Source organism: Aminobacter sp. UC22_36 (assembly GCF_044056035.1).
Classification (GTDB): domain Bacteria; phylum Pseudomonadota; class Alphaproteobacteria; order Rhizobiales; family Rhizobiaceae; genus Aminobacter.
Window position 1 is genome coordinate 453390 of sequence record NZ_CP171995.1, and the last position, 23040, is coordinate 476429.

Sequence of the window (23040 nt, forward strand, 5' to 3'; positions counted from 1 at the left end):
TCAATAAAAGGCAATATCATCGTCCGTGCCACGACCGGCAATAAAGCTGTTTGACTTGTCGTCGAACAGCAGCACATCGAGATCAAGATGGGGCGCAACGTTGTTCTGAACTCCAACCCTCAGAACAATGTTGCCAGACCGGATGCTGCTTATGATGTCGTTTGGCGATCTCGTGTCGAACGCAAGCGCTCGCAACGGCGTTAAGCCGGTTGGCGCCACGGGCTGGCTTTCACTGTGCGTTATCGCCGAAGCGTCGGCTGCCTTCTTGAACTGCACGTCCACACTCGGTTTCCACACAGCAGGCTGAGTGATCGGACTGATGTTCCGCGTTGTCGTGGATACTCCCGCTGCGGGGGCGGCGGCAGCTCCAACACGAACGACATTGGTTTGCGCTGGATTGAGCGTGCCGACAGCATTGTTGACGTGAGAGCCGATGCCCATCGTCAGCGGGCTGATCCACGACCGTCCGAGCACCAGGCTGCTGGACGACGCGTCCAACGTCTGGCGCACGATATCCTGCCCGCCGCCGGCAACGGCCTTGTCGCGCAAGCGGTCAAAGCCATGGATGTTGGTGCCGGTGCCGCCATTGACAGTGTCATAACCTACACCGCCAGAAAGCTGATCGTTGCCTGCACCTGCCACGATGAAGTCGTCGCCGAGCAAGCCGTAGAGGACATCATCGCCGTCATCGCCGTACATTGTATCGGCATCGACCTTGAACAGCGAAACGCGTGTGACATCGGTCGCGGCCGTCCCATGCAGATAGCCATGGATGCCGAAGTTGTAGACGTAGCGCAGTGTCGAGGTCAGCGTTGCCCCGGTCTCAGCAACTGGCAGGACACGCATTTTCTCGATCATGCCTACCTGGCCGGTCGCATCGACGATCGGCATGATCGCGGCAATGTCGCCAAACACCAGATCATTGCCAATGCCGCCGGAGATGACATCGCTGTTGAGTACGATGAAATCGAACGCCGGACGTTGCGACTGGCGCTTGTCTGCCGTGTCGAGCAACCAGGAATTGACCGAACCATTGCTCGACCAGTCTCTGGTTCCAGCTGCGGCCAGCTTCGACTGAACTCCCCATGCTTCGGCATTTGCCGTCGGGCTGTTGATGTTGCCGAAATACAGCCGATCAATCGTCTTGAAGAAGGCATCCTGCAGGCCGCTCGCCACCGCGGACTGGGTTGCTGACGTATGGCTGATCCCCATCATCGGTTGTTCGATCAGGCCTATATCTCCGATGAGAACATCGGCGCCTTCATTTCCAGAGATCGTGTCATTGCCAACACTCAGTCCATAGCCCCTGCCGTTTCCGAAGAGCCAGTCGCCGGACTTGTTGGTTGTGGCATCGATGGCGTGGTCGCGTGCGATATGGGCAGTCAAGGCCGCGGTGCGGCTTTGATCCTGCGCTGCCAGGGCTGCATTGATGGCGTTCAGTTCGACCGTCGTCAGCCCATCGGGTCGTGGGCTCGTCGCCAATGTGACGAGGGGCACGTTGACCAGCCCATGATCGCCAACGATCAGATCGTCCCCGGTGCCGCCGGTGATCGCATCGTTGCCGATCAGCAGTCGATGGGTCGCGCTACGCAGCACTGTCTGGCCGGCGACGAACACCGCACCGCCCGGATTGGTCTTGGTCCCGAAGTCCTGCACCACCTTTTCGCCTGCGGCGTGGGCCGTGTAGGACGCGTCCGCCACAACGGTCTGGAAATCCATGAGCCAGTTGTGCAGCTTGAGCGCAGCCGCAGTTGAATTGGCGGCAGTGACGACAAGCTGGCTCGACGGCACCAGCACGGTGCCACTGTCGCCGAAGATCGTATCGTCGTCGCCTTCGCCGTCGATCGTGTCCTTGCCGATTTCGATATTGACGATCGCGGCATTCGGCAGCGCGCTAAGTGCATTTTGTGCGAAACCTAGCGACGAGAAATCGACCATCATGTCGCGCAACGACACCGAAAGTCCTGAGATTTCCTTGTCGATGACCGCCAGGCCCGTTTCGACGATTGCGCCGATGCGGCCATCGTCGCCAAAGATCGTATCCTTGCCCGCACCGCCCTTGATCGTGTCGTTGCCATAGGCATTGTCGCCCATGCGCGTGACGTCACCAATGAGCGAGGCAAACGCAACGAAGCGCTGGCTCGCTGACAAGGACATGGTGTTTTTCGCCGAGAACTCTCCCAGGAAACCCGAAGCTGTCGGGTAAAGCTCGATCTGTGGCATCGCCGCCGCAAGCTCGGACGGCAGCAGGTTTGCCGCCGGCACGATCAGTTCGCCTCCGAACGGCAGGTTCACGTTGATGCCCTGCGCCGCTCCGATGACTCGGAACGCGTTGACGATCTTTGGCAGGTCGGTGTTGAAGCCGCTGGTGTTCGAGGCGCGGTCGCCGAAGATCGTATCGTCCCCTGCCCCGCCGCTCAGCGTGTCATTGCCCCGCTGGCCGAACAGCACGTCATTGCCATCACCGCCCTCTATCGTATCGTTGTAGGCGACTTCCAGGTCGAGGCCGATGGCCTGCGTGTTCCAGGTGCCGGAGGCGGACATGACGTTGGGCCCGTCATTGTTGCCGGCCAGACCGCCAATCAGCAACACATCTGGCGACAGCAGTTTCATCGACAGGCCATTGCGATCAATGGTCTTGTTGGCGCTCAGCGCCACCATGCCGGTGATTGTCGCCACCTCTTCGAGTACGACGTCGCGGTGCCAGCTATTGTCGCTATTGAGCACGGCAGTGCCGTTGGCATTGAACGCCCTGAGAATCTGACCGGCATCGCCAAGGATGATGTCGTTACCGGCGCCGCCGTCGATCGTGTCAGCGCCAAGGCCGCCGACGATCTCGTCAATGCCGGCATCGCCATACAGTCTGTCATTGCCCCGCTGGCCGAAAATCCTGTCGTCGTCATCGCCGCCATAGATGGTATCGGCACCGCCGATCCCGTCTACGAGATCAAACAGAACGACTTCGCGCAGAAGCGAAGGCAACTTGCCCGGAACCTGGGGATTGAGCTGCCAAACGGTGTTTTTCCAACTCGTACCCCCGACGACACCGCGCGCGATGATGCCATTGTCGCCGACAAGCACGTCTTCGCCGGCACCGCCGGTGATGGTGTCATCGCCATCGACACCGCCGAGCACATTGTGACCGCCGATGATATCGTCGTCGCCAGTACCGCCATTGAGCGTGTCGTTGCCCTGCTGGCCAGCAATGATGTCGTCGCCGGCATCGCCATAGATGATGTCGTTACCCGCTCCCATGGCCGCACCGACATGCACCGAAATGACGCGCTGACTTTCCGGATTTGTGACATCGAAAAGGGCGTGATCGCCAAACAGTCGATCGTTGCCGGCGCCGCCGTAGATGGTGTCTGCGCCTGTGCCGCCGATAACGATGTCATTGGCACCGCCAGCATTGATAGTGTCGCCGCCGCCATCGAGCGGGCTGATGGAGAAGCCCTTGCTGAGATTGGCAACTGCGCCGGCGATGGTGAATTCGAGACGCGCATTGTCGCCGAAGATGATATCGGCCCCGCCGGCCGTGGTGATCGTATCGCCAAAGGCACCGCCGACGACGATTTGGTCGTCGCCTCCGGTGACAATCGTGTCGACCCCACCCTTGCTGGTGTCTATCGAATAGGCAAGCGAAGGCAACGTACCGTTGAACTCGGCATAGCCACTGTCCCCGAACACCACGCTGCTGCCAGTGCCGATCTTGATGCTGTCGCCGGCACCGCCGCCAAACACCACATGCTTGCCATTGCCCGCTTCGATGTTATCGACACCGTCATTCTGGTCCCAGGCACTGCGAACGGCAGCAAGCGCTCCAGCAAGATAGATCGCCTTGCCATTGTCGCCGAGAATGATGTGGTTGCCGCCGCCGGCCGTGATCTTGTCGCCGAACGATCCGCCCATCAGCACATGGTTGCCGCTTTGCACGAAGATGGTGTCGATACCGCCATTGGCGAGATCCATCGTTTCGATGCGCAAACGCGAGCCATCGACATCAAACAGCGCCATGCCGTTGTCGCCAAGAATGACGCTGTCGCCATTACCGGCAGTCAGGCCGTCGTCTCCCATGCCGCCGAAGATGATGTTCTTGCCCGAGCCGGCATTGATCGTGTCGTTGCCGCCCTTGGTCGGATTGCTCGTCGCAACCAACAAGACAGGACGATCGTGCATCATGTCGAGCGCTCCGACCGACAGCACGAGGTTGGAACCGTCCACCGTCGCCTTTTGCGCGATGATGCCATGATCGCCAATGATCACGTCGTCGCTCGCGCCGCTGGTGATGGTGTCAGCGCCGGCAAGCTCCGTGACGCCCTGGGCGTTGATGCCATCGTCGTCGATGATGACGGTCCGGGTCAGGTAGCCCACGTCGAAGGCCGAGTCACCGATGATCCAGTTTTTGCCCGTACCGCCTGAGATGATGTCGTTGCCAGCGCCGCCGGCAATGAAGCTGGTGCCCTTGCCTCCGGTCAGTGTGTCGTTGCCAGCGCCACCGTCGATAACCACGACGCCCGTTGCACCCGAAGCATTGATCGTGTCGTTGCCAGTATTCAGGAACGCATAGGCGGTGCCATTTGGCGTACCTGGGGTCGAGCCGTAGCGCTTGCCGTCGGCGGACGTATCGCCAAACAGGACAACCGGCCCCGTGCTGCCAGTGACCGTCAACGTGTCGGCGCCACCGCCGCCATGGACAACCGTCAGCGTGTTCTGGTTGGTGCTTTCGATGACGAAATTGTCGTTTGCGGTGCCGAGCAGCACTTCCACCACACCAACATTGGTGTAGGTGATGCCACGTGCCACGGGCACCGGAGGCTGGCCGTCATTGTAATCGACCATCAGCGGGTCGGAAGGCATTCCCAGACCGGTGATGGTGTTGTGCGTCAGCACGCCACTCAGCGGCGCCTGCGCCGTGTCGCTGAACAATACGAGTTGATCGACATCGCCGACGCCGTTCTGGCCGGTGCTCACCACCACAGGATGATTGGCTTCAGTGGGCAACGCCACAGCCTTGGTGAGCGACCTGTCGGTTTCGCCGACTCCGCCAATGATGTGCAGCGGGCCCGTGATACGGTTGAGTTCGTGCGGCTGCTGCGAGAACACCCTGATACCGTCGGGCGTGGTTTCGCCGTTTTCATCGAAGACCAGATCGACCGTGACTGGTGAACCCCAGTTGCTGTCGTTGAATTCGACATAGAACCGGTTACCGTCGGCGATGACCCTGGCGTTGGTGAGCGCGCGCGCTTGGCCGTCGATGTTGATGTAGACCCGGACTGGCGCTGTCGGCTGCGCCGTCAGCACGATCTGGTAGCTGTCGGTTTCGCCCGCCTTGGAGACGGTGGTGCTGCCGTCAGTCTCGATGATTTCGACGCCTGGGGTCTCGGCATCGACGAGGTCGACACTGACTTCCTGGCTCTCCACACCTGCATAGACGCCACCAGCCGGCTGGCTCGTCTCCACCGAATGCGCGATCCGCTGAACCATCCGGTTTTCCGGCGTGCCATCGGCCGCAGCCGTGACCGTGACGGTCTGGGCATCGTTCCAGGCAAAGATCCCGTTGGCCAGATCGGCGACCAGCCCAAACTTGATCTCCCCCACCGAGAGGGTCAACTGGCTGCTCGTCGCAAGCTTGACGGTCACGATCTCGCCCGCTGCCGGCGGCTTGGTCAGCTCGACCGTGTAGCTGTCGCCAACCGCGTCGCCTTCGCGCACGCCGGTCGAGCCGCTGCTTTCGGTGATCAATACATCCGGCTTGTCGTCGTCGATGACGGTGACCAGCACGTTGGGGATCTGATAGCCGTCGAACTGGCCATCGGCGGTCGGGGACAGCGGGTTGCCGTTGCTGTCGAGATGGATGACCGAATGGCTGATGGCGACGACAGCCGGCCCTTCATGGGCAGCGTCATCGGCGGCCTTCACAAAGATGGTTGCGCCCGCCTGCCAGTTGCTGCCGTCGAAGGCGATCGTCAGCGATTCCGAATAGGTGATACCATCGAGCGATACCAGGATGGTCTTGCCGCTCTTGCCGCGCAGGGCAGCAGACGCCTGGGCGGCCGAAACGGTGACATAGGCGATCGTGCCGGCAAGCGGCGCTGCCGGCAAGGTGAAGTGATAGGTGTCAAAGCTGCTGTCGCCCTCGCGCACTTTCACCCCGTCGCCAATATCGACGGCGGCAGTGCCATCGCCCTTGGCGGTCAGGTCGAGACCACGCACGAACAGGCCGTTGTAGCGCGGGTCGGTGCTCGAAACGGTGTGGCTGACAATGCCGCTACCGCCATTGCCGTCATCCGATACGACAGTCTTGGTGACATCGCCGGCGACATTGAACGTATCGCTGCCGAGGCCGCCGATCAGCGTGGTGACGACGTCGCTGGCCGTAGACAGGACATAGAAGGTATCGTCGCCCTCAAGACCATCAACATCGATAGCCTCGGCATTGGCGACGCGGACCGTCAGGCCAGCGCCATAGACGCCGTCCTTGGTGATCACGAATACATCGGCAAGCTCGGTGCCAAGCACCACGACCTTGTCGAAGCCAGCACCACCATCAATGCTGACCGGCGCGTTGACATTGTATTGGATGATGTCGTCACCGGCACCACCATTGAGCTTGACGTTGACGCCTTCGGCCAGTGCGAAGGCGCGGATAACGAATTCGTCGTTGCCGTCTTCGCCTTCGAGCCGCAGGTCGGCATGGTTCGAATAGACATTGAACTTGTCGTTGCCGTCGCCGCCATACAGCACCGCCGGCAAGGTGATGCCCTTCGACAGGTACCCAAGCGTTGTCTTGATCGTGTCGAAACGATCCTCGAGCGGCGTGATGGCGTAGTTTCCGTTCGGGTCGAGCTTGCCATCGGCATCGACCTTTTCATTGCGCGAGCTGCCGAACACCTGGCCGACCTGGAAGAGGTCGTCGCCGGCACCACCATCGACAGTCAGGATTGCCGCGTTGTCGTCGAAATAGAAGCTGTCGTTGCCGGCATTGCCGTTGACCAGCACGCGGCCGTTGATGCTTGCATTGTAGTTGATGCGCTCGATGGCAGACGCATAGCCGCCGGCGATCGGCCGCAGATTGGCGATGAAGTTCTTGCGGAACAGGAAGGTATCGCCAAGCGCGGTACCTTCGATGGTCAGCGTGTCTTCGCCATTCGCAGCGCCGCCGCTGTCGCGAACATTCATCACATAGTCGGAGGCGCCGTCGATGCTGACGATCACCGCATCGGAACCCTCCTGCCCGTCGATTGTCAGTTCGTCGCGCAGGTCGCGTCCATTCGCATCCTTGGCGAACACCGCCTTCACCACACCTTGATAGGTGTTCATCGTCGGCAGCTTGTCGACAACGATCTCATCATTGCCGTCACCGCCGCGAACGAAGCTGTTGCCGCGCAGCGCGACCACGTCGAGCAGGATGTGGTCGTTGTCGCGGCCACCATTGATCTCGATGGTCGGCGCCTGGAAGGTGCCGAACAGCTGGATCGTCGCGCCCGTGCCGGCATCGGGGTCGGCCTCGCCCACCGGCTGGTAGTCGCCGGAAATGACGATTCTGGTCTTGGCGATGATCGTTGCAGTCGTATTGACCAGCACGTCGTCGCCAGCCAACAGGCGCACTTCGCCTTCGGTTGCCGTCAACGTCACGCCTGCTCCAACGATGATGTCATCGTCGCCGCCGGCCTTGTCGGTTGCCCAGAACTCGAGTTCGCTGTCCATGACAGCACTGTTTTCGGCGATCGTGATCGGGCTCGACGCCTTGATGAAGGCACTGCCGCCGGCATTGACGCCGGAGATATCGCTGCGCACACCGCCAACGACAAGCGCGCCGAGATTGTGAATCCAGGTGTTGTTGTCGCGCGACCAGGATTCGAGATTGCCGACCTGGGTGACGATCCGCTTGTTGCCCTGGCCGATGTCGACGCTGGCAAACAGATAGGCACGGCGCGACACCACATTGGCCAATGCGTCCGAGCGCCCATTGATCATGCTGCCATTGAGCACGGTCAGGAAGGCCACCGCGTCCTCGAACGAGGCATTGTCGAACAGGCCTGTCTTGACCTCCCGCAGGATCATGTCGCCGGCCGCTTCGACCAGATACACGCTGCCCGTATCGGTATAGGCGCTGACCGAACCGGCTGAGGCATAAGAGCTGTCGATTTCGAGATTGTCCCCGAGCGCTCCGATATCCATGTAGGCGCGCAAGGTGACGTGCCTGCCGATCACATCGGCCTTGATGCGGATCGGTGTTCCATCGGGTTCGAAACCATCAGGCAGTTCAGCGTCGAGAATGGACCCGGCTGCTGCGGTCAGGCTGACATCGCCGAGGGCCGACTTGATGCCGCGAACATTCATGTCGCCATGGTTCTCGGTCAGGAAGATCGAGCCATCGGCATTGGCAATGATCGTGCCGTCGTTGAGATGGCCGGTCGAGGTGTTGTTGACCGTTCCGGTGACATCGATTTCGAGCGCGTTGGTGTCCGAGCCAATGGTCCCGGCAGCACTCAGCATGATGTGGCGCGCTTCGACCTTGGTTGCGTCGGAACCGTTGATGGCGTCGAGGATCGAGCCGGATGTCGCCGTCAAGATGGCGTCGCCGCTGCGTGAGTAGACGGATTCCAGGCGCAGATTCGTCGACGGCGCAGTGACGCGCACGTCGTCCTGGGCACGGGCGATCAGGCCGCCTTCGCCCCGCATGGCGACGGTCACGGCATTGCCGAGCTCACCGATATGGCCTTTGCCGGCCTCGAGCAGGATATCGTGGCCATCGAGATTGACCCCACCACCTGCGGACAGGCCATTGATGATGTTGCCATCGACCTTGATGCGAATGGTATCGCCCGTGGCGGTGCCATCGCCGGCAACGATGTTGCCAAGCTTGATGCTACCGGCCGAGCCGAGATAAACGGCTTCGCCCGCCTTGACCGTCACGAGGTCGGTCGCTGAGATGTCGACATCTTCCCGACGGTTGACGATCACCTTGGTGATGCGTCCCTGGGTGTCCATCGGATCGTCGAGCACCGCACCGATATTGACCGAACTGCCGAGCTCAACGGTCAGCATTTCGCCATCGGCGAGCGTGATGGTGTTGCCGCTCACCGACTTGACGGTGAAGTAGGCACTGTCTTCGGTGGAGTTCTGCGTCTTGCCGCCGATGTAGATGAGGTCGCCGGCCTTGAACATGCCGACCGGCCAGTTGCCGGTAGCCAGCTTGATCGTGCCATTGTTGCCGGTGTTGCCGAAATTGACCTTGGCCTGTTCGACAAAGGCGCTGGCGAACTGGGCGACGCCGATCTTGAGACCGGTGGCGGTTTCCGTGCTGACCGAGTGGCCTTCGATGAGGGTGATCTTGTTGCCGACGACCTTGTCGACCTTGAGATAGCCTCCGCCGGTGCCGTTGGCGGCACTGCCCTCGACATAGATCAGGTCGCCTGCCTTGAACACGGACGGCCAGTTGCCGCTCGCCAGCGTGATCGTTCCGCGCCCAGCCTCGGTCGCGAAGCTGACATTTGCCCCTGCCAGGAACTTGGTCGCATCGCTGCGGCCGGTTTCGTAGCCGGAAATGAAAACGACGTCCTGGCGTTCGGCGGCGGCAAGGGCCACCCGCTCGTCGTCGCTCAGGGTTACCTGCTGGCTGCCATTGCCGAGGTCGATGACGGTGTCGCCCTGGACGCTGCCCACCGACTTGAACGTTTCGATGGTGATCTTCTTGGCAGTGATGTTGCTTTGTTCGTCGACGATTTCGGTGTCGCTCACCGACTTGGTGAGGCCGGCACCGAATGCATGCAACAGTTCGTCTTCTGTCCAGACCTTGACGGTCGCCTTCAGCGCATCCGCCTTCGCCCCCACGGCAAACAGCATCTTCTGGCCGGTCCAGGCGGTGTCTTGTGCGCTCTCGCCGAGGCGTCCGAACATCTTGTGCAGGTCGTGATAGTCGGCCGTCTTGCTGGCCGAAAGGGCATCGACCGCTGCATCCAGCCTGCTGTCGATATAGTCGTCCAGACCGTCGAGGATATAGTCGCCGATGTGTTCGCCGACATAGGGATCGATCCTGTCGTCCACATAGGCGGTCAGATAGTCCTCGAGCGCCTGCCCCGTCAGTGGGGTTTCCGATGCCAGGTTGAGCGCTTCGGCCTCGGCGCGCAGATCGACAAGTCCCTGCGTCCGAAGCGCAGTCAGACCTTCCGCCCGCAAGGCGTTGATGCCCTGGACACGCAGCTGCTCGCGCAGCACGTCGGTTTCGGCGGTCGAAACGCCGACAACGAAGTTCGGATTGTAGACGGCCGGGTTGGCCTGGCCGTTGCGATAGCTCCAGTACAGCTCATAGGCGGCATCGATGTCGGTGCGCCTGATGTCGCCATAGCTTTGGTAGGTCTGCTTCAGCAGCAGATACTGAGCGGTGCGGCTCGCTTCCAGCGTGTCGATCGCAGCCTGAAGATCGGCCGGCGCATATTGCAGCGCCAGTTGGTCCTTCTCGGCCTGGCTCAGACGCACCGAAGTGCCGTCATAGGCTTGGCTGAAGCGCCAGTAAGCCTGGTATTCGGCGCGCTTGCTCGTCTCGTAGCCAAGCAGCAGGCTGTCGATCTTGGCCTGTGCGCCGGTGCCGTTGGTCAGCTGCAGGTCGGTCCACACGCCATTCTTCAGCTCTTCGTAGGCGCGCTCGTCCTTGACCGTCACATTGTCGGCGTCGAGCAGCGAACCTGCCGCCACCTTGATGTAGACATTGCCGGCGGTCGCGACACGCTCGATCCGCATGTCGCCAGATTTTTCCGTAACGAAAACATTGCCTTGGGCAATAATGTTGACCCGGTCGCCATCGCTGTTTCCGGAATCGAGCATCAGCGTGCGTGCGGTGCTGTTGCCAATACCGCCAAGGGCGCCTGATGGCAGCGTGCCGGCGGCACCGACATAGTGGTCGGCGACCAGCTTGATGCTGCCGCCCTTCACCAGGCCAGGCAAATAGGTACCGCCCGGTCCGTCGGCAACGACGATGCCGGCATGGGCCGACAGATAGACGTCGCCCTGCGTCGCCTCCACCGTGTGGATCGACATGTCGCCCGACTTTTCGTTGATGCGGATGTCGCCGCGGCTCGACGTCGCCTTGAGATAGGCATAGGCGGTCGTCGGCTGGCTCGCGCCCTTGAAGCCGTCCGGATACTGGTCGACGAGATCGATCTGCATGGCGAACACGCCGGCACCGATACCGTCATCCGCATCGAGATCGATGCGCACGCCTTGCACAACAGAGTTCTCGTTGGTCGCCTCGATGACCGTCTGCGAAATGATCTGGGTCAGGCCGGTGTCATTGAGAATGCCGCCCTCGATAAGCACCTTGCCGGCGCCGGTCGAGTTGATCTTGATCGTGGCTTCCTCGTAACCCAGGAACTGGATCGAAACTGGACGATCGGCCTCGATCGTGTGGGTCGCGACGGTGCGCGAACTGGTCTCGGTGATGTACTCCTGGTAATAGGTTTTCTTTCCATACCAGGTACTTGTCGTCCATTTGTTGCCTGTCACCGTCGTCGAGTTCAGCACCGACGTTTTCGACCCGAAGTCGTAAGCCGCACTGACATTGCTCTCGAAGAAATAGTCGCTGCCTGGAACCAGGGTCGGCTCCTGGAGCACCTCGCGGACACTGCTGCGCAGCGCATCGGGATCCTTCGCAAGGGCATCGATGCCGATCCACGAGGAGGTACCGTAAGTGTTGGTGACGCGATCTTTCTGAACACTGGCGACCGACCAGCCATAACGCCAGCCTTCCTTGATCGCGTAGTTCTGCGAGAAGTCGAAGGCGCCGTCATAGTTGGTCGCCGCGCCGAGCACACCTGCGCCCAGCACCGACACCATCTTCTTGTTAGGCTGCGCGTTGCCGCTCGTCGGCGAGCCCGTCGGGGCGACCGTCTGCGGCACGAACTGCGTCACGCGCATATCGACGCTGCCGTCGGCCCGGGTCTGGTACCAGGTCTGGGTGTAGCTGCCCTCGACGGCCGATCCGCTTTGCGTAACTGGCTTGGCCTTGTCGTTGAGGATGATCGTGCCGGCACCGCGCTGCGTGACGTCGATGCGCTGGATCACCACGTCGTAATCGGTCGAGTTGTTGACCGTCACGTTGACATAGCCACCCAGCGCCTTGATCGCTCCGTTACCGGTGTTCATCATCTTGCCGGTGATGGTGATCGAACCGCCGGGAGTACGGAACTCCTGCAGGAACACGCGATTGTTGGCTGAATCCCAGAACGCCTTGAATTCGTTGAACGAAGCCGTCTTGAGCGCGATCAGCCCCGGCTGCAACTTGCCACTGGCGATATCCTTCTTGATCTGCTCGATCTCGGCCTGCGTCGTTGCATTGATGTTGAGGACGTAGTCTTCGTAGCCGCTCTGGATCAGGCCATTGAGGTTGATGTATTCGGCATTGATCGAAATGCGGCTGGCATAGATACCCTTGACCGGGAGCTTCGCGATCTCGTTCGCCGCATCGGTCGAGCTCGCCTGCCCCATGCCGCCGCCGGTGATCTGCTTCCACGACGCATAGGGGTCGCCGTCGCTATGCAGCACGCTGCCCGGCGGCAGGTCGATCACCACCATGCCGAAGGTAATGATATCAAGCGAGGCGCTACGAATATTGCCATTGATGGTGATGTCGCCGGAACCGACGGAATTATCGATCTTGACGTTGGCAGTGATCGCATCGATGTCGCCCGAGATGACGATCGCCGGCCACGGGCTGGGGTCATTGCCCTTTTCCCAGCTGTTCTTGATCAAGACATTGGCGGCAACCGCGGTGCCCTCGGTCTTGGTGATTGTCAGGTTGGTGCCGACCGACGAATAGACAAAGAACGGATCGTTGCCCCGATTTGCCGCGTTGTCGACCGCGACATTGGCAAGGTTGCGCGCGATCACCGTGGCGTTGGGACCGGTCGCCGCATCGTAGTCCGAAATCTTGTCCTGGAAGCCGTTGAGGAAAACACCACCGTTGTTTTCAGGAATGTAGATCCCGGCGATGTTGAGGAAGGCCTTGGTCTTGTTTTCGATTGTCACCTTGACGTCGCCGGGCGCGTCGAGCTTGCCATTGCCCTGGAGCACGTCGGCGCGGATATCGATATAGCCGGCGGCAGCGTAGATCGGCGCGACGGTGATGGTCAAAACGTTCTTCTTGATCGGCACCAGCACTTGCGGCGGGGTGCCCGAGCCAGTGTAGTTGGGATCGTCCTTCCATTCGGCCAGGCCGAGGAACAACAACTCCCGCTCAAGCCGCCTGATCTCGCCATTGTAGAATGCCACCAGATCGGCGTTGCCGCCGTACTCGGCCATCTTCTCGCGCGCTTTTTCGATCTCGCTGAAATAATTGGACTGCAGCGGCTCCTGGCCAACTCCCAGCGAGACATTTGCAGCACCTGAGCCGTCGGCCTCGCCACCATGATAGTTGACGGTAGGATTGGCTGTCGTGCCGCCGATGCTGTCGATGACGATGTTGACGGTGCGGTTGATGCCGGTCTGAACCGTGCCGTCCACGGTGACCACGGCGTGCGCCTCGGTATGGGCGGTGCCATCGAACTGTTCGTGCGCCTTGCCGCCGAGGGCACTGTCGATCGCCCCCGTCAGCGATGACGCCCAGTTCACCGCCTTGCCCTGCGCGGTCATCTGCGCCAGGCCGAAACGATCGGCAAACAGCCTGACATTGCCGCCGGAGCGCACCAGCGCCTGCGCGCCGATGCTGATGTTGTTGGACTGGAACAGGAAGACATCGGCGGTCACGTTGTCGATCGGAATGACGCTGCCGGCGAAGGTATCGGCATAGACGCCGAGCTTGTATTGGTCATGGTTGAAATTGGCGTCCATGCCAACGAGCATGTTGACGTCGCGCAGCGCCTCGATCGTGGTGCCGCGGCCGACCACGATGTTGTTGTCGGGGCTGAGCTTGATCGTTGCATTGGCAACCGAAACGGTGACGCCGCCGTAATTGTCGACGCTGGCGTCGACGCGCGCATCAGCATGTGTGTTGGCGGCGAGATCGATCTGGCCGGCCGTCTTGAGCATCACACCGTTCGAAGACGCCGATGCAGGATTGGTCCCCAGCTGCACGGTGGCGTAGAGGTTTTCGGCATCGAAAATGCTCTCTGCACCGATGCCGGAGCCGAGACCGCCGCCCTTGTAGGCCACGCCTTCGCGATAGAAGATCTTGTTCATCGCCTTCAGCGAGAACTCGCCGGCTTCGAGCGAGCTGCCTGTGACGGTGAGCTTGGCGTTGTCGTTGACGGTGATCTTGGTGTTCAGCGTCAGATGTGTTTCGCTTGTCACCCCGGCGCCGGTGAACAGGCCTCCGGTGCTGCCGTCGACATTGCCACCAATGCTTGGCTTGTCGAACCGGTTGACCGCGCCTATGGCGATGGCCCCCGCGTTAACGACGGCGCCAGTGCCGATTACGGCGTCGACATCCGAACGGATCCAGTTGTCTGCCTCCGCTCCCGACCCGGCGAGCAATCCGTAGGCGCTCGTCTTGATCGAGATGTTCGCCCGCGTCAGGTGATCGGCATTGACCGTCAGGCGCCCGGCCTTGGTCTTGTAGAGTTCGAACGCGAGATCGCTCTCGCCCACGCGCTGCGTTGCCGCCTTGGTCAGATTGACCGTAGCCGACGCGCCCAGCACGGCCTGGGTGTAGGCGCGCGTCTCGGTCGTCGCCGCCGCAGATGCTCCGGCTACGAGGCCACCGGACCCTGGATTGGCGCTGGCGAAATTGTCATCCGACCCAAGCGCCGAGATGGTGAGGCTTCCGGCATTGATGATGCTCGAAGCACCAACCTGGGCAAGGGTGTTGGCGATATCGACGCCGCCCTGTTGCCTGGGCAGCGACTTTGCCGTCGCCTTGGTGGCGCCTGCGGCAACGAGGCCATAGGCGGCGCTGTCGGATTCCGCCTTCTGGCGGCTGTCGTTCTGGGCCGCGATGCTGACGGCGCGCGCTGCGGTGATCGCAACGCTTGCGCCAATGAGCGCCTGGACAGTGCTGGTGTTGAGTGCCTCGGTGATTGTTGAATCGACACCGATCAAGCCGCCAGCCAGACCCTGGGCTTTGGCTGCCGCGGTGTCGCCGCTCGACGGCAGCGTCTGCGCCGCTGCAATGCGGAGATTGTCGACGGTGTAGGTCGACGTCGAAGTGGTCGCGCTGACCCGCGTGCCGACGGTCGACTTGGCTTCGGAAACGCCAACCGCCAGCGTACCGGCATTGACGCCCTTGGCTTCGGAATAGGCTTTCGGCGTTGCCACCGCTTCAACCACGACATCGCGCGCCTTGACCGTAGAGCCGTCGACGCTGGCGGAGACCTGATTGTCGATCTGGGAAACGGCCGAAGCGCCGGATGCGGCAACGCTGATCAGGCCGATGGCCAGCGCAATCGCGTCGACCATCGTGCTGACGGTTGTGGTGTCTCGTGCCGAAACCGTGACGTCGCCATTGACCTGGAGGATGCTCGACGCGATCCACGCCGTTGTGGTCGATGTCACCGTGTTCTTGGTGACCGCGCCGCCGCCGGAAACAGCGCCGCCGATGCCGGCTGCGGCCGACACCGCCGCCATGACCGCATTGGAGGTCAGCGTGGCATTGGACAGCGCCGCAATCTGCAGCGATCCGGTTCCGACCGCATAAGCGGGCATGACGCGGTCGTAAACGGCCGGAACGTACACGCCGTTGAACACATTGCCCGTGCCGGGCCGCGGTGTGCTCGCAAAGCCGCGGTAGATGAAGCCGTTCGACTGGACCGGAATGTTTCCCGTCACCACGACATTGGCCGCGCTTGTCAGATAGGCGACAACATCGTTATCGATCAGGTTGACCGCTTCGGCAACGCCGATGGAGACTGCGCCCGCACCGAGGCCGATGGCCAGCGAGACAGCGGCTGCACCGGCAAATGCGTTGATCGTCGATTGATCCTGGGCGCCGATGTCGAGCGTTGCGACCTTGATCAGGTTGCTGGCGCCGTCGCCGTCGACATAGGCCTTCACCTCTGCCGCAACCATGTTTTTGGTCGACGCGCCCGCACCGGCAAGGCCAAAGGCGAACTTGCCGGCGGAAACCGCAACCGCGCCGGCCGCAACCGTGGCGTTGATGGTCTGGTTGGAGTTCGCCTTGACCGCGACATCGCCCCAGCTGTCGACGCTGGTTTCCTTGAGATAGGCAAGCACCTCGACAGGCATGCGCGTGCCCGCATGGTTGAAGCCGATATTGTTGTAGGCAATGCCGGCACCGACCGACGCCTGGACCGCAACGCCACCGACCGCGACGCCGGCTGCGACCGCGCCCACCAAGGCGGTGATCGACGAGGTGTTCGACGCGTCGAAGGCGATGTCGCCGCCAGATTTCAGCAGGCTGTTTTCGGCAAAAGCGCGGGTGCCGCCCAAGATGACGTTGGACGCCCCTGCACCACCGCCGGAAACCGCAACACCAACCCCGCCACCAGCGACCGACACGGCCGCTGCAACGGAATCGGCCTTGATGGTCGCTTCCTGAATGGCACGGACGGTAATCGAACCTGGGGTGGCAGCCGTGCCGGGATCGTTCTGCAGCACGAACTGCGCGTTGTAGACCGGATCGTGTACCGGGATGTCGGTGACGGCGACGTCGGCATAGCGGAGATAGGCATTGACGTCGTTGGCGATGGTGTTCTTGGCGATCGATATGCCGACCGCGACACCGACACCGACCGAGCCAACCGCGCCTGCAACGGCTGCAGCACCGGCGATGGCGTCGATCTTGGCCTTGTTCTTGGCCTCGACAAGCAGGTTGCCGGCGCGGATCACGGCAAGGTCGTTCGACTTGCCGGTGATCATCGCATCGGTGGCGACCGCAATCATGTTTTCGGTGTAGACGCCGGATCCGCCGACGCCCACGCCAACGCTGCCGCCGGCCAGCGCCACGGCGCCAGCCAGGACCGTGGCCTTGATTTCCTGTTCCGAGCTGGCCTTGACCGACAGCGTGCCGCCAGCCGTGACATCGCTTTCGCCGATATAGGCGCGGACGCCGCTGGCGCCATTTGCCCGCAACACCGGCGAGACAAAGACATCGGCTTCGTTGCTGTTGGGAATGACCGGGACGTCCCAATCGCCGATCCGGTTGATGGCGACTGATATGCCGATCGCCGCACCGATACCGGTGGATCCGGCACCCACCGCTGCCGCAAGGGCTGCGATGATCGCCTCGACCTTGGCCGTCGACAGCGCTTCGACTGTCACTGCGCCCGACCGTTCACCTGGCTGTTGAAAATGACGGCATTGGTGTCGGTGTCGATGGTGTTCTTGGCGACCGCGCCGGCGCCCGAAATGGCGATGCCGGTCGAGCCGATGCCGGCTGCGAACGACGCCGCAACCGACTCGGTCTTGATCTTCGACGAATCCTTGGCCCGGATCACCAGGCTCGACGAGGTTGCCTTGACCTCGTCATTGGCGTTGCGGATGCCCGCATAGATGTCGTTGCTGATCGTATTTTCGGCGTAAGACAGGCCGATCGAGACGCTGACGCCGGTGCTGCCGACCGCAAAGCCAATCGAGGCGGCGCCAACAAATGCCGAGATGTCGGACTTGTCTTCGGCGGTGATCAGCATCGAGGCGGCGTTCACGCCGGCCGTCACGCCTTGCCCGACATCGGTCGTGCCATCGCCGTCGATATAGGCCTGGGTTGCCACCGAAATGACGTTGCTCGCCCCAGCCCCTGCGCCGCTTGCCGCGACGCCCGTCGAGCCGCCGGCAATCGCCACCGAACCGGCGGCAACGATGGCGTCGATGTCCTGGCTGGACAAGGCTGTGACGCTAAGCGCACCCGACGACTTGACGGCGCTGTCCTTGATGAAGGCAAGGACCTTGCTGCGGTCGCCCGCGCCATTGCCGATCTTGTTGATGGCAACTGCAACCCCGATGGACGCGCCGATACCGGTCGAACCTATGCCGACGCCAGCCGATGCGGCAAGCACGGTGGCCGTGATCTTCTGCTCGGCCGACGCCTCGACGGTGATGGCGCCGCTCTTGGTGATGACGCTGTTGCTGATCGATGCTTCGGTGTCGACGTCGATCTCGTTCTTGGCCGTCGCACCTGCGCCGCTGAAGCTGATCGAGCGCCCACCCGAAATCGTAACCGACGCAGACGCGGCAACGGCGATTGCCTGGACTTCAGCCTTGTTTTCCGCATCGACGACAATGGCGCCATCGGAGCTGAGGGTGGCGTCGTTGACCTTGGCTGCAACGCTGCCCTTGATGTCGTTAAAGGCGATGTCGAGACCGATCGACACGGCGACTGCATTCTTCGAGGAGAACGAGGCGGCAATCGTAGCCGCCGCCGAGAGCGACTTGATCTTGCTCAGATTTTTGGCGTCGACGACAATGCCACCGGAACGCGCGGTGATGCTGGAGTGGCCGCCGGTGCCGCCATCGATGGCGGCGATCGTGTCGGCGGCGATGCTGTTTTGAACAAACACGCCACCGGCGCTGAATGCGGTAGCGCCACCGGAGCCCGCCAGACCGATGGCGACCGATGCGGCCACCGTGGTTGCGTCGATAGTCTGGCTCGACGTCGCCAGCACCGAGACCTTGTTGCCGGTGACGGTCGCATTGCTGATGCGCGCATCGGTCTTGAGCGGCTTGGCGACACCCGCCTGCGTGATGCTGCCGGTGTAGCCGATATAGTTGAAGGCCAGCACGATGCCGACTGCCACGGCGGTGCCCGAGCCGGAGAAGCCGCCGGCGATTGAGGCCGCGGCAGCCGCAATGGTGGCATCGATGTCGGCGCTGTTGGTCGCCGAAACGGTGACGCCATCGCCGGCCGCATTGCCGGAGGCGTTGACGTCGCTGGCCGAAATCAGCGCTTCGACCCCGCCCACGATCGTGTTGAAGGCAATGGTCCCGGCGACGCCGACAGCGAGACCCTTGCCGGTGCCGACAGCGACCGACACCGCGGCCGCCGCAGCGGTCGCGTCGATCTTGCCTGCCTGGGTCGCTTCCACCCTGACGCTTGCCGCATCGAGGTCGGTGACGCCGTCGATCGACGCCTTGACCCTTGCATCGATGGCATTGCGCGACACCACCGGCGCAATCGACACGGACTTCCCATCCGGGTTCTGCCCATAGGTGTAGTTGATGGCGATGACCGGAGCCACGACCTTCGAGGTGATGCTGCTGGTGTTGGTGGCGCTGACGGTGAAGCTTCCGTCAGCATCGATGTCGGCGGAACTTGTCACCGACGCTTCGACGACCGCATAGACGCGGTTCAGCGCAAACACACCGCCAACACTGACGGCGGTCGGCGCACCGCCGCGCAGGGTCTTGACGTAATTGGAGATTTCCGAGGTGATGACCTGGCTCGCCTTGGCCGAGACCAAGACGTCCCCGGTCATGTCGATCTTCGAACTGGTGACCAGGGCCTGGATCTGCGCATTCGGGTCGAGGCCCGAAATGGCTCCAACCAGATCGGTGCCAAGCAGCGTGTCGACTGTGTTGAAGAGGAAGTTCTGGCCGGCAAGGCCCACGGTGTTGAAGGCCAGCGTGATGCCGGCGGCAACCTGCTTGGCGATGGTGTCCGCGTCGATGGTCGCCTTGATCGTGGCGCCACCTTCGGCGAGCACGTCGAGATCGGCGCCGCTGACCTCGCTGCCGGTGACTGTCGCCTTGGCGTAGTTCAGCACATTGTTGGTGGCAATCACGCCATTGATGGCGATCGACTTGCCCTTGGCGCTGCCGGTCACTTCGACCCGTGCCTTGACGTCGGCGATGATCTCGCTCGTCTGCTTGGCCGAAACGAGCACATTGCCGGTGGCGTTGACGTCGGCATTCAACAGCTTGGCGGTGGCGCCGCTGTCGATGTCGTTGCGGATGACCAGCGCGCCCACGCCGATGGCGCTGCCGCCGGCAAGGCTCGGCACAAGGTTGTCGTTGATGAAGTCGATGACGTCATTGACGATGTATTTCGACCAGCCAGCGCCGGTGAAGTTGTCGAAGTTGATCGTCGATCCGTCCGCGCCATCGAACTCCCACAGCTCGCCTGCCTGCGGGCCACCGGGAATGCTGGTGTCGATATAGATCAGGTCGCCATTGTTGACCGTCTGGGAGCCGGACCGGGTGGTGAACTGGTAATTGCCGAACGCCGACTTGGCGAGATTGGCAACGACGCTGATGCCGTAGTCGTTCTTGATCAGGGTGAGCGCCTTGATCTCCCCTTTCGAGGTGATCGTGGCATCGTCGGTCGCCTTGACCGTCACGCCGACGGCATCGATGTCTGCGGTCGCATTGCCGGAGTTGTCGATATAGGCCTTGGCCTCGCTCGCCACCTTGTTGGAGGCAATGACAAAGCCGATCGCCTTGCCGTCGGTGCCGCTGATCGACGTCGATTCCGACGTCACCTCATTGCCGACCTCGGCATCGATGCTGGCACGATTGTCGGCCGTCACCGACAGGTTTCCACCTGCCGAAATGCCCGAATCGACGATCGCGGCTTCGGTAAAGGACGGATTGCGCCCACCGAATGCGTCGGCGATCAGGTCGTCGCCCAACAGCGCGTCGACGCCGTTGAACAGAACATTGGTCGGATTCCAGCCGATGGTGTTGAAGGCAAGGGTGACGCCAACGGAATCCCCGCCCGTCGTATAGGCCGAGCTCTTGGTATCGGCATCGATGCGCGAGACGTTTTCCGCCGAAATGCTGACATCGCCGCCGGCGGTGACGATCGAACCGGAAATCTTGGCGACAGCGCTGCTCTGCACCAGATTGGTGGCGATGGTGCCATTGATCGACAGCACCTTGTCGGTGTTGTTTTCCTGGCCTGCCGGTGTGGTGTCGGCTGCCGGGTCGGCCGGCGATCCGGGCTTGTGCTTGGTGCCTGGATTGGTGTCGGCAGCGCCCGTCTTCTTGTCGCCGTCCCAGTCGACCGAGCTACCGCCCGATGCCGAGATTGCGCTGTCGACCTTGGCGGTCATCACCGCGCTCTCCAGCGCAACGACGCTGACGTCGCCGGCAGTCGCCGTCACATTGGCGTTGGCGATGGTTGCCGACGATCCGCCGCGCACGTCGTTCATGACGACCAGCCCACCGACCGCCTTCGACGGCGACGCCGACAGGTTCAGTTCCTGCAAAAGGACAGTCGCTTCGGGCGCTTCCTTCCACAGGCCGAGATCGGTGAAATCGGTCTGCGTGAGGTCGATATCCTGCCCGAGCGCGTTCGAGCCCATGAAGATATAGATGCTGCCGGCGTTGCCGCCGACCTTGGTCCAGTCGGCGCCAAGATTGGCCTCGCCGCCCGCCACCAGCGCTTCGAGATCGATGATCGCATCGTCGCCATTGTACTGATAGATCGCCCCGGCATCGTCGCCGACGCCTTCGAAGCGGATGGCATCGCCATTGCTGATCGGGAATTTCGACGGCGGCAGCACGTTGTTGAGATCGATCGCGATGCTGCCGAGATAGTCGTCGGCAATGCGGATGCGGTCGCCAAACTTGATGTCGCGGATCTTGGTGCCCCCGGCGTCGGGGCGGGTGTCGTAGTCAGCCGGAAACAGGTCGTTGAGCGTTTCCTGGATGATGCCGGCGCCACCGTCATTGGTCACCGTCGTCGACGCCACCAGCTTGGCATTGGAATAGATACCGACCGCATCGTCGGCGATCACCGACACGCCGTTGGCGGCCTTGATCGTCTTGCCCGTGGTGCCCGAATTGTCGATGGTCGCCTTGGCCGCACCCGAGACCTTGTTGGGTGCGATGATGGCGCCGTAGGAGGCACCAGAAGCGCCTTTCAGCGCTGATGTGTCGGTTACCGCCGCATTGCTGACGGTGGCGTTGATCTGGGCATCCGACTCCGCCGAAACACGGATCTTGCCACCTGCGTCCACCGTGCTCTTGAGGATGGAGGCCGTAGCATCGGCGCCGATGTTGCCGTCAAAGGCATTGTCGGCGAGATAAGGAGCGCCAACCAGCGTGTCGAGGGTGTTGAAGAGCAGGTTCTGCGCTTCCCAACCGACAGAGTTGTAGGCGAGCGAGATACCGACCGAGGTCGCCGCCGAATTGCCCGACGAATAAAGCCGCGCGTCGATACGCGCCTCGTTTTCAGCCGTAACCGTGACGTTGCCGCCAGCCTTGACGTTGCTGCTGTCGATGCTGGCAATGGTCTTGCCAAGCACGACGTTGGTAACGATTTGGCCGTTGAAGCCCAGCACCTTGCCGGTGCCGTTGATGCTGCTGCCGCCCGAGGCGGTGACGGTGCTGGTGGTATAGGCGGTGATTGTCGACGCGCCCGTCGCCGCGACATTGACCGCGCCGCCGGCCTCGACCTTTGCGCCCTGGATATAGGCATGCGCGTTGCCGCGTGTATCGTTGTAGGCAATCGCCAGGCCTATCGCCTTGGCGTTGGTGGTAACGATGTTGCCGAGTTCGGGGAAGAAGATGTCCTTGAAATCGGACGTCCTGAGCTGCTTCCATTGCAGGATGTTGCCGTAGTCGACATCAGTCAGGTCGACATTCGCCAGTGGCGTTTCACCGATGTATTCGTAGACCTCACCGGAATTGACGTCCATTTCCTGCCAGAGCGCGGCGTTGGCAACATTGATGCCGCCGCGCGTGGTGATCGTGGTGTCGCCAAGATAGCGGTAGACCTTGCCACCGGTCTCGACCCGGTCGCCCTTGATGATGTCTACCGCAGCGCTTGCATCGGTGACCACATCGAGATCGATTTCGGCATCGAGATAGTCGAGCGCGACACGAACCTTGTCGCCTTGCTCGAGCGAGCGCACGCCCGACTTGGTCGTGAAGTCATAATCGCCTGCGCCGAGCCGCTCGGCGGCATTGCCGATCAGGTCGGTCAAGGCGTTCAGCGTGCTTGCCGGCAGCGCTGTCGCCACCACCTTGATGTCAGCCGAAATCGTCGCCGCGTTGTCGGCCTTTATGTCAACCTTGCCACCAGCCTTGACGGTCTTGGTTGCGTTGCCCGAGCCATCGACAGCCGCACTGTTGTCGATATAGGCCGATGCGCCGGCGGAAACCTTGTTGCTGGCAAGGATTGCCCCAGCCGCTGTGCCGCTCACGCCATAT

The 23040-nt window shown here is 61.9% G+C and carries 2 protein-coding genes (1 of these 2 cut by a window edge); both read right to left on the reverse strand.

All coding sequences use genetic code 11. The annotated features are described in order from the left end of the window. Complete coding sequence (locus ACHMW7_RS02105; RefSeq protein ID WP_395446237.1) at window positions 1–17211, reverse strand: hypothetical protein; 17211 nt, start codon at window positions 17209–17211, stop codon at window positions 1–3. Next, window positions 17208–23040: the 3' portion of an LEPR-XLL domain-containing protein gene (locus tag ACHMW7_RS02110; protein WP_395446238.1), read on the reverse strand. The gene runs 5417 nt beyond the window's last position; only the last 5833 of its 11250 coding nucleotides appear in the window; its start codon lies beyond the right edge, outside the window; it ends in the stop codon at window positions 17208–17210. Before ACHMW7_RS02110 ends, ACHMW7_RS02105 begins: the two co-directional genes overlap by 4 nt.